Genomic DNA, 11,303 nt, shown 5'->3' with positions numbered 1-11,303 from the left:
GCATTGGCTCACGCTGCTTGGATTTGGGCTGCCGCAACCGCTGCGGGCTTGACACAGCGGGGGTGAAATAAGCCCCGAAAATTCCCGAATTTAGCGAAAATCCCGAACTTTTGAAGGAGGGAGTGGCACGTCTGTGTTACCCGAAAACAGGGGTTTCTGAACCACGCCCATTGTCCTATCTGTCTCCCACAGTTTGGGCCACTCTCTGGGGCCATTGTTGCGTCAGTGCCCGAAAATACGTCCGCACCTCCATTTCGGGCAACTCTCGTGGATCGTGGTCGTACCCGCTAACCTGAAACATCAAGGACGCCCGATACAAGCGAACCTTTTCTACACTGTCGGTCATCACCATCAAGCGCTCCAGTGCTGGGGCGATGAACGTGTATTCAATAGAGTTGTTCCCGGTGACATCTTGTTTAAAAACAACGAGTTACCGTTGGTATATTTAGCGAGCTGCATCAAAAACCGCCAAAACTGCCCAAAAGGCGGAATCATTAAGGCTCCTAACCTTATGATTTCAAAGGAAACTACAGCGGGAACAAGTCTAATATCTCGTCGAGTGATTTGTCCACACAAAAGTGTTCACTGGATTTGAACCATGTCGCTTTTCGCCCAAGCGTAGCTGTTACTGCACAACTTTACGATGGTGACCCTCCGCGTAAGTGGAGACTCAATTACACTTTGACTCGGGGGCTCCGGAATCAATTCGCGCTGCACCACGTTCCAACGACCCATAATCTGGTGAGGCAGGCTACTTGTGCTATCGTTTGCCATGGCAGGTGTGATTAAGGTTTTGACGCATGTGATCATGCCAGAGATGGCCGCCTGCTTACTTCGTTCTCATCAATGAACTTCGCGAAGATTCCCGCTACGCAGGGACTTTTGCAAGAAGCTCATTGGATTTGAACCATGCCAAAATTGGAAAAATTCGCGAGGAACTTCAGATTAACAACGACTTGGAAAGAAAAAGCATGGGGCATAGAACAGGTTCCATTCGTTCCATTGATGAGTCCCTTTCTCTGTCAGGCAATCAGGATCTGTTGCGAACAGTTGTCTGTGGCAATGTGGGAGATGGCAAGAGTACTTTGGTCAATTTCTTGCTACAGGATCTGCAGGAATCGAAGGATAGCCACCCTGTCATGCGCAAGCATGGCACAACCTTCGGTGGGAATTGTCGTTATTTTGCGACTGCACAACGCAGTTTTCTTATTACCGATACATTGGGTGAAGCGCAGCTTGCACACCAAACGGTGACGGGATCCCTGGTAGCTTACTCTGCGATCCTGCTGGTTGATGCCCGCAACGGTTTGCTGACGCAGACTCGAAGCCATGCGTTATTGCTGTCACTGCTCGGCATCCCTCACGTTGCGCTGGTCATTAACAAAATGGATTTGGTCGGCTTTGATGTGGATGCCTTCCAGAATATTGCAGTGCAGTTCGAGTCTGTTGCACGCTTGGTAGGAGGCGCATCAGTCATTGCGATTCCGCTTTGTGCTTTGAATGGCGATAACGTTGTAACGCATTCGGCACATACACCATGGTACGAAGGGCCGACACTGAGTGAGTTTCTCGAAGCCGCGCTGCCCACACGTCGGCGTGACGAGCGCTTGGTGATTCCCGTACAAAAGGTTCATTACCCTCAAACCGGTTTCGATTTTCGTGGCTATAGAGGTACAGTTGCGACAGGCCGTGTGCGCGTTGGAGATGAGATACGTATGACGTCATCAGGCAAGCGTGCGCACGTCAGTGAAATGATTGGCCTGGACGGCCCGCTGGATGAAGCCGTTGCGGGAGCGTCCGTTACATTGCGACTGGATCGCGAAGTTGATGTCACGGGCGGCGACGTGATGGCCTGTGCAAATACGCCACTGGAGACGACCGACCAGTTTGAAGCCACCTTGGTGTGGATGGCAAATGACGCAGGAATGACTGGTCGCACCTATGAACTCCTACTGGCGACGCAACGGGTGACGGCCTCCATAACCACCATCAAGTACCGGATCAACACGGATACGCTGGCACATGAACCCGCTAGAGCCTTGCATCTGAATGAAATCGCTGTATGCAATCTGGCCCTCGACAGGCCCGTTGCCTTTACCGTCTATGCACAAACTCCAGAGCTTGGTACGTTCGTTTTGCTCGATTGTCTGAATCATGAGGTAGTTGCAAAAGGGGTGATCCGCCACAGTTTGCGTCGGGCGCATAACATTCATCGGCAGGAGGTGTCGATTGCGCGCCAGGATCGCGAGCGTCTTAATAATCATGCTGGGAAAGTTGTCTGGTTCACCGGGTTGTCTGGCGCCGGCAAATCAACGCTGGCGAATGCACTGGAGTGTGAACTGCACAGCCGAGGGTTACGAACGTACTTACTGGATGGTGACAATATTCGTCATGGGTTGAACAAGGACCTTGGCTTTACGGATTCTGATCGCGTTGAAAACATACGGCGCATCGCCGAGGTGGCACGCTTGATGCTGGATGCAGGCTTGATCGTATTGACCGCTTTTATTTCTCCATTTTGCCGTGAGAGGGAAATGGCGCGTAATCTGGTGGGCGCTGAAAACTTCCTCGAAGTGTACGTCAGCACGCCGCTTGAAGTCTGTGAGCAACGTGATGTCAAAGGTTTATACAAGAAAGCACGTTCCGGTGAGTTGCCAAACCTAACAGGCCTTAGCAGTCCATACGAGGCACCGGAATCGCCGGGTTTTGTGGCTGACTGCAGTGCGCAGTCGATTGAGCAGGTGGTATCAGGGTTAGTGCGCCTGATCGCGCCTTAAATGTTTAGTATTCCAGAGTGAGGATGCGTGTGCAAAGTGTACTGTCGTTGATATCAGAATTGGAAGCGCTGGATGTGCGCTTGCGTATCGAAGAAGGCAAATTGCGTTACAGCGCGCCCAAAGGCGTGCTTGACAAGCAATGGCTGGATCGCATTGTTGCCAATAAATCGGCACTGATGGAATTGTTGGCACAGCGTACTGCTGTTATCGCTGTGGATCCTGAATCTGACGCCCCCATTGCGCGCCAGTCCCGCGATCAAGGCTTGCCGTTGTCTTCCGCGCAGCAACGTTTCTGGTTTCTCGACCAGTTGGATTATGGCAATTCAGCGGCCTTTGTCGTACCGCCAATGACCCTGCGCCTGCACGGCCCTTTACATGTCGAAGCCCTGCGCGATGCTTTGGTGGCCCTGATCGAGCGCCATGAGGTCTTGCGCAGTGCCTTCCGCATCGAAGGCAAGGAACCCGTCCAGGTCGCGCTGAATTTGGCTAAGGGACACAGCACACTGCGGCTGGAGGATATAACGAATCAAGCGCCAGAACAGCAAGCGCAGCATGTGCGTGAACTGATCCGCCACGAAGCGCTGACCCCGTTTGATTTACAGCGTGGTGACGTACTGATGCGCGCGCGTTTGCTGGAATTGGCCGCCAACGAACATGTGCTCATCCTGACCATGCATCATATCATTGCCGATGGCTGGTCGATGGGCATTCTGGTCGATGAACTGTCGCATCTGTACCGTGCTCTGGCAGCCGATCCCGCTTGCGATCCGGCTGGCGTGCTGCCACCTTTGCCGATCCAGTATGCCGACTATGCGCACTGGGAACGCCGACGCTTGAGCGGCACCCGGTTTGAACGCTTGCGCAGTTACTGGTTGCAGCAGCTGTCGGGTGCCCCGGAGGTGCTGCCACTGCCCACCGATCTGCACCGGCCACGGGTGCGCAGCAATCGCGGCGCAGCCGAACATTTTCAACTGGATGCTGATTTATCGGCTCGCTTGGTGCAATTGGCCCGAGAGGCGGCGGTGACACCGTTCATGCTGCTGCTGGCGGCATTTGGTGTGCTGCTGTGCCGGTACACCGACCGCGAAGATATCGTCATAGGCTCACCTACCGGTGCCCGGCCCCATCCGCAGACCGAAGGGCTGATCGGATTGTTTCTCAACACCTTGGCACTGCGGCTGGACTTGTCTGGTAATCCCGGTTTTCACGAGTTGTTGGCACGGGTGCGGGGAGTGGCCCTGGGTGCTTTTGAGCACGGTGACATGCCATTCGAGCAGATACTGCAAGCGCTCGATTTGCAGCGCAATCTGGATCACACGCCACTGTTTCAGGTGTTGTTTGCCCTGCAAAACGCGCCGCTGGGTGAAGTCACGCTGGAGGGTCTGCGCATCACGCCGGAACCGATGGAGAGCCTGCATGCACCCTTCGATCTGGTGCTGAGTCTTGAAGAAACTGCCAATGGAATCAAAGGCTTTTTCCGTTACAACACCGATTTATTCGTGGCCAGCACGGTTCAGCGCATGGTCGGCCATTATCAACGCCTGTTGCGCAGTCTGCTCGCCGCGCCGGACTGTGGCATACGCCAACTGTCGTACATTGGCAGCGATGAGATCGCCCAGTTGCGGCAATGGCGCGGTGGAGTCGGTCACTTTGATGCATCGATACCGCTACACCAGCGCTTTCAAGCCATCGCAGCGACGCGTCCCGATGCCTGTGCCGTGCGCTTTGGCGAGCAGACCCTGAGCTATGGGCAACTGGAACGGCGTTCCAACCAATTGGCCGCGCACCTGCGCCGACTCGGCGTGCAGCGTGGTGATCGGGTCGGTTTGTGTACCGAACGCTCACTCGAACTGGTCATTGGCATCCTGGGGATCCTCAAATGCGGATCGGCCTATGTGCCACTGGATCCAGCCTATCCCGAAGACCGCCAGCGCTATATGGCCGAGGACAGCGCTTTACAAGTAGTCGTAGTGCTCGGGGCGCTGCCTCCGCTAAGAGCGAGTCTGGTTGATCTGGCCGATGCGCAATGGCAAACAGAGGATGATGCCGCTGTCATTGACGCAAGCACGCCGACAGACGTAGCCTACGTGATCTACACATCGGGCTCGACCGGACGACCCAAAGGCGTGGAAGTTACCCATGCCAATGTCGTGCGCCTGTTCACCGCGACCGAATCACTGTTTGGTTTCGGCCCGTGTGATGTCTGGACGCTGTTTCATTCCTACGCCTTTGATTTTTCGGTCTGGGAGCTGTGGGGCGCATTGCTGTACGGTGGACGACTGGTAGTCGTACCCTACGCCATCAGCCGCTCGCCCGATCAATTCCTCAGCCTGCTGGCCGACGCGGGTGTGACGGTGCTCAACCAGACACCGTCGGCTTTCCGTCAGTTGATCGAAGCCGACCGGCGCTTGCAGGCTGAAGCAGCACCAGCATTGGCATTGAAATGGGTGATATTCGGCGGCGAGGCGCTTGACCCGCGCAGCTTGCAGAACTGGGTTCAGCGCCGAGGACTAGAGGCGCCACAGCTCATCAATATGTACGGCATTACCGAGACCACGGTCCACGTCACCTACCAGCGACTTACCACTGCCGACATCAGCGCCGGTGGCAGCGTGATTGGCCGCGCCCTGCCGGATTTGTCGATCGAACTCGTGGACCGCTATGGCCAGGCCGTGCCCATTGGCGTTGCAGGTGAAATCTGGGTGGGCGGTGCCGGGTTGGCCAAAGGCTACCTGAACCAGCCTGAGTTGACGGCGCAGCGTTTTGTCAATCAACCGTCGCTCTTGGACCAAGCCATGCCGGTACGGCAATACCGCAGCGGCGATCTGGCGCGCTGGCGCGCTGATGGACGGCTTGACTACCTTGGGCGCATCGATCTGCAAGTCAAGATTCGTGGCTTTCGCATCGAGTTGGGCGAAATCGAGAGCTGTCTGGCGGCGATTCCGGGAGTCAGCGAGGCCTTTGTCGAAGCACGGCAGGAGGCTGTCGGCGCACGCCTGATCGCTTACGTGGTTACTGCGGCGTGGCAGGATCCCGCATTGCCCAGCGCCTTGCGGGCGCAATTGCGCCAGCAACTGCCCGATTACATGGTGCCGACAGCGTTGCACCCACTGGAGCGCTTTCCCCTCACCAGCAATGGCAAGCTCGACCGCAAGCAATTGGCGGCGCTGGTCGAGCAGCGTGCCGCCGCAGCGGCCCAGGATGAGGCTGTAACCGCGCTGGCGGCACCGCCGCAAACTGAACTGGAGTTCCTGCTGGCTGAACTGTGGCGCGAAGCACTTGGAATCCATCAGGTTGGGCTGGACGACAATTTTTTCGAACTGGGCGGCGATTCCATCCGTGGTGCCATTCTGATCAACCAACTGCAAGAGCAGATCCGCTCTGTGGTTCACGTGGTCGCCCTGTTCGAGGCCCCCACGATCCGCCAGTTTGTCGAATTCCTGCAGGTGAATTACCCGGATGCCGTCGCGCGCCTGGGTGGACAGACACTGGTCCAGGAAGATGACACCGCGACGGCGCTGATCGACGAGGCAGCCATTGCACGTTTTCGCGCCCTGATTCCGCCCTTGCCAGCCTATGTGCCAAAACCTTTAGCACCAAAGAATCCGCGTGCCATTTTCGTGTTGTCTCCACCACGTTCAGGTTCCACCTTGCTGCGCGTGCTGCTCGGTGGCCACCCCGCCCTGTTTTCACCGCCTGAGCTGGAACTGCTGGGATTTGAGGCACTGGGTGAGCGTCGCCGCGTCTGCTCCGGGCGCGATGCCTTCTGGCTGGAGGGCACGCTCAGGGCGGTGATGCAAGCATTGCAGGTCGATGCCGACACAGCCAAAGACCTGATGGCCGAGCGCGAAGATGCCGACATGGGTGTCAAGGAGTTTTACGGCGAACTGCAATCCTGGCTTGGCGGCAAAATACTGGTGGACAAATCACCGTCATACGCGCTGGATGTGGGCGTGATGCAGCGAGCCGAAGCGTATTTTGAAAGGCCCTTGTATCTGCACCTGCATCGCCACCCATACGGCATGATCAGCTCGTTCGAGGAGGCGCGGCTGAACCAGATTTTTTTCCGCTATCCCCATGACCTGAAAGTACGCGAGTTGGCAGAATTGATCTGGCTGCAAAGCCATCGCAATATTGTTGAATTTCTGGCAACCATTCCGCCCGAGCGGCAGATGGCCATCAGTTTCGAGGACATCACGCGCCAGCCGGAAGCATCCACCAGGCATCTGTGCGACTTCATGGGCATTGCCTTCACGCCCGAGATGTTGGAAATCTATGGTGGCGAGCGCAAGCAGCAGCGCATGACCGATGGTATTTACCGGGAATCCAAGATGCTCGGTGACATCAAGTTTCACACCCACCAGAAGATTGATCCCGGCGTTGCCGAGCGCTGGCGCAAAATCTACCGCACCGATTTTCTGGGCGATGCCAGTTGGCAAATGGCCCAGACGCTTGGCTATGTGCGCACGGCTCCGGACGGGGTAATGCCGATTTTGCCTTTATCAGCGCATGTGCGCAGTGCGGCGCTGCCGCTGTCACTGGCCCAGCAACGGCTGTGGTTTCTTGACCAACTGGAAGGTGCGGGCAGCGCTTACCACATGCCAGTTGCGCTGCGGCTGTACGGCTCGCTCAACGAGGCCGCTTTGCTACAAAGTTTGCATCATATCGTGCAACGCCATGAGGGGCTGCGGGCCTTTTTCACCACCCAGGGCGATGAACCGGCGGTCATGCTGCGCGAGCCGTGGACACCTGTGGTAGTGGAGGATTTGTCTTCGCTGGCTGGCGATGAGCATGAAGCGGAAATGCTGCGGCGCGTGCGCGAAGAGGCAACACAGCCCTTCGATCTGGCCCGTGGCCCGCTGTTTCGCAGCCGTCTGTTACGTCTGGACGCGCAACAGCATGTGATCGTGGTCAATATGCACCACATCGTGTCGGATGGCTGGTCACTGGGCATTCTTGTCGCCGAATGGGGCAAACTGTACAACGCACTGGCGGCTGGCACCGATGCCCAATTGCCAGCATTGCCGGTGCAATACGCCGATTATGCACAGTGGCAGCGCAGCTACTTGAGCGGCGAGCGCTTGCAGCGTCAGCTGGATTATTGGCGCGGGCGCATGGCCGGTGCACCGGCCCTGCTGGAACTGCCAACCGACCGGCCACGTCCAGCCATCCAGACCTTTGCTGGCTGCAGCTTGGCCTTTGCCCTCGACAACACACTGGCGACCGCCTTGCGGCGGTTTGCTGACGAGGCCCAGGTTTCGCTGTATATGTTGCTGTTGGCGGCTTTTGGCATCCTGCTGTCGCGCTACAGCGGTCAGACTGACATCGTCATCGGCTCACCCACCGCCAACCGCAGCCGCAAGGAAATCGAAGGCTTGATCGGATTTTTCATGAATACGATCGTCATGCGTCTGGCAGTCGATCCGGTGCAACGCTTTGACGATTATCTGGCCCAGGTACGGCAACTGGCGTTGCAGGCTTACGCGCACCAGGATGTGTCGTTCGAGCAACTGGTTGAAAAACTGCGACCGCAGCGCAACCTGAGTTACTCACCGCTGTTTCAGGTCATGTTCTCGCTGCAAAGCGCGCCGGCCACGATACCGGCCTTGACCGGCCTGGAAGTGAAGGAAATCACGCTACAGCAGCCTATCGCCAAGTATGACCTGACACTAGCCATTACCGACCGCAACGGCGTGCTGAATGGCATGTTTGAATTCGCCACCGACTTGTTTGATGCTGCGACTATCGAACGCATGGCTGCCAACTTCCAGACCTTGCTGGGCAATATCGTCGCGGCATCACCGGGCACGCTGGCACAGTTGCCACTGCTGTCCAACCCCGAGCGCCAACTGCTGCTGACCGACTGGAATGCGACGCAGAAGGTGCACGGTGGGTGCGCAACGCTGCACGGCTTGTTTGAGGCGCAGGTGGCGCGCACACCCACGGCGATTGCCGTGCAGGCGAGGGATGGGCGCCTGAGCTATACCGAACTCGATGCCCGCGCTGAGGCTGTGGCAAACCGGCTGCGGGCATGTGGTGTTGGCAGTGGTGGCATGGTCGGGCTGTGCCTGCGCCGCACGCTTGACTTGCCAGTCGCTCTACTAGCGATTTTGAAAACAGGCAATGCCTATGTTCCACTGGACCCCGATTACCCGGCAGAGCGCATCCGCTATGTGTTGCAGGATGCTGCCGTTGGCGTGCTGTTGACACAAACGGTATTGGCCGATGCACTGTCCAGCGCAGACTATGCGGTGGTTTGCGTCGATGCCCCGCAAACCGATGCCGCAGTCAGGATGGCACCAGCAGACAGGGAAAAAATTGCTTCCAGCAAAGCAGCCCTGGCCTATGTGATCTATACCTCGGGCTCGACCGGACGGCCCAAAGGCGTGATGATCTCCCATTTGGCGGCGGTCAATTTCATTGAATCCATGCAACGCGAACCCGGCATGACCGCGCACGACACGCTGCTGGCCGTGACTACGATCTCGTTTGACATTGCCGTGCTGGAACTGTACCTGCCGCTGTCCGTCGGTGCGCGCATCGTGCTGGCCGACGAGGCAATGACGCGCGATGCGGCAGCGTTGATGCAGACCCTGATCGATGAGCATATCACCCTGATGCAGGCTACCCCGGCCACTTGGCGCTTGCTGTTGGCGGCTGGTTGGGCTGGCGCGCCGCAGCTCAAAATTCTCTGTGGCGGCGAGGCCCTGCCCACAAGTCTGGGCGAGGTACTGCTGGGCCGCTGCGCTAGTCTGTGGAATATGTACGGACCGACTGAAACCACCGTTTGGTCCACCTTGCGGCGGGTAGACCCCGACGACACTGCCAGGGCTACTGTGCCGATCGGCCACCCCATCGGCAACACGCGCATCTACATCCTGGACGCCCTGCAACAGCCACAGCCCATTGGTGTCAGCGGCGAACTGTTCATTGCCGGCGAGGGTGTGGCTGAAGGTTATCTGGGCCGCCCGGATCTGACCGCCGAACGTTTCCTGGTCGATCCCTTTATGTTGGGTGGGCGCATGTATTGGACGGGTGATCGTGCCCGCTACCTGGCTGACGGTCGCATCGAGTTTCTTGGTCGTGGCGATCAGCAAATCAAGGTGCGCGGTTACCGCGTCGAATTGGGTGAGATTGAGCATGTGCTGGCACAACAGCCGGGAGTAACCGTGTGTGCCATTGGTTTGGACCAGAATTCCCAGGGCGAGGCCCGTCTGGTAGCCTATTACGTCGGTGCACAGGCCGATCGCCAAATGCTACGCCAGGCACTGCGCGACGTGTTACCCGATTACATGGTACCCAGCCTGTTCGTTGCCTTGGAACAGTTACCGCTGACGCCCAACGGCAAGATTGATCGCAAGGCTTTGCGTGTGCCTGATGACGCACTCCGTGTAGATGTAAATGAACGGGTGTTGCCACGTGATGCTACCGAGCTGGTGTTGAGCCGCATCTGGGAAGAAGTGCTGCATGTGACACCCATTGGCATCCACGACAACTTTTTCGATTTGGGTGGGCACTCGCTGGTGGCCGTCCGGTTGATGGCACGGGTGGCACAACAATTTGGCCGAACGCTGCCTCTGGCAAGCCTGTTCCAGGCCGCCAGTGTTGCTGCCATGGCGCGACTGCTGCGCGACCCCAACGCGCCCTACACCGGATCGTCCTTGGTGACGGTACGGCAAGGGCCGATGGAGCAGTCTTTATACTGCGTCGCTGGTGCCGGTGGCAACGTTGTGTATCTCAACGAATTGGCGGCTGCATGGGCGCCGCATGGTGCCTTTTTCGCGTTGCAACCGCCAGGACTGGACGGGCATACGCCGATTCTGGAGTCAGTCGAGGAACTGGCTGCGCATTACATAAAGACGATTGTCAACGAACAAGGTGAGGCTCCAAGACGCTTGGCCGGACATTCGTTTGGCGGACTGGTTGCCTTCGAAATGGCTCGACAACTGATCGCTGCCGACGAACCGGTTGAAGCGCTCATCCTGCTGGACACGCCGGCACCACAATATTTTGAACCAACCGGGCGTGACTGGAGCGATGCACAGTGGCTGGCGCAGGTATCGCAGATTGCCAGCCATATGTATGGTGTCGAGACTGGTTTCCATGTAGAAGAACTGTCCACGCTGCCTGTTGCGCAACAGTTTGCCTGCGTGCATGCACGCCTGATCGCCACCGGCGTGTTGCCCGAAGGAACACCACTGGAGTTTTTCCGCGGCTTCGTCGATGTCTACAAGGCCAATTTGCGCGCACGCTACGAAGTATCTGTAACAAATCCCATACCTGATTTCCCGCGCACGCTGTTGCTGCGTTCGGCCAATGAACAACCGGAGCACCTGGTTGCAGCAACAGCGCAGCCCGTGCGCGCCAGTGACGACTTTGGCTGGAATCCTTACCTGCCAGAACCGGTTCGTTCTGTCGTGGTACCTGGTGACCATCTAACCATGTTGCATACCCCAGCCACAACTGCAGTGGCAGCAGCAATCACGGACTTTTTGCTGGCAGGTAGAATGCACCCGACTTGAGCGA

At 57.5% G+C, this 11,303-nt stretch carries 2 protein-coding genes; both read left to right on the top strand.

What is annotated here, in order from left to right; all coding sequences use genetic code 11:
- Positions 1-902: 902 nt before the first annotated feature.
- Positions 903-2,777, top strand: coding sequence for an adenylyl-sulfate kinase (cysC, locus tag ACOYNV_RS05330; RefSeq protein WP_422898715.1), 1,875 nt, complete (start codon positions 903-905; stop codon positions 2,775-2,777).
- Between the two features lie 23 nt (positions 2,778-2,800).
- Positions 2,801-11,299 (top strand): amino acid adenylation domain-containing protein, encoded by an 8,499-nt coding sequence (locus ACOYNV_RS05325; RefSeq protein WP_422898714.1) that lies wholly within the window; start codon positions 2,801-2,803, stop codon positions 11,297-11,299.
- Positions 11,300-11,303 lie beyond the last annotated feature (4 nt).

This window comes from Propionivibrio sp., from assembly GCF_049316945.1.
Lineage (GTDB): Bacteria > Pseudomonadota > Gammaproteobacteria > Burkholderiales > Rhodocyclaceae > Propionivibrio.
Note: the sequence above shows the minus strand (reverse complement) of the source record. Positions and strands in the feature narration are given on the sequence as shown.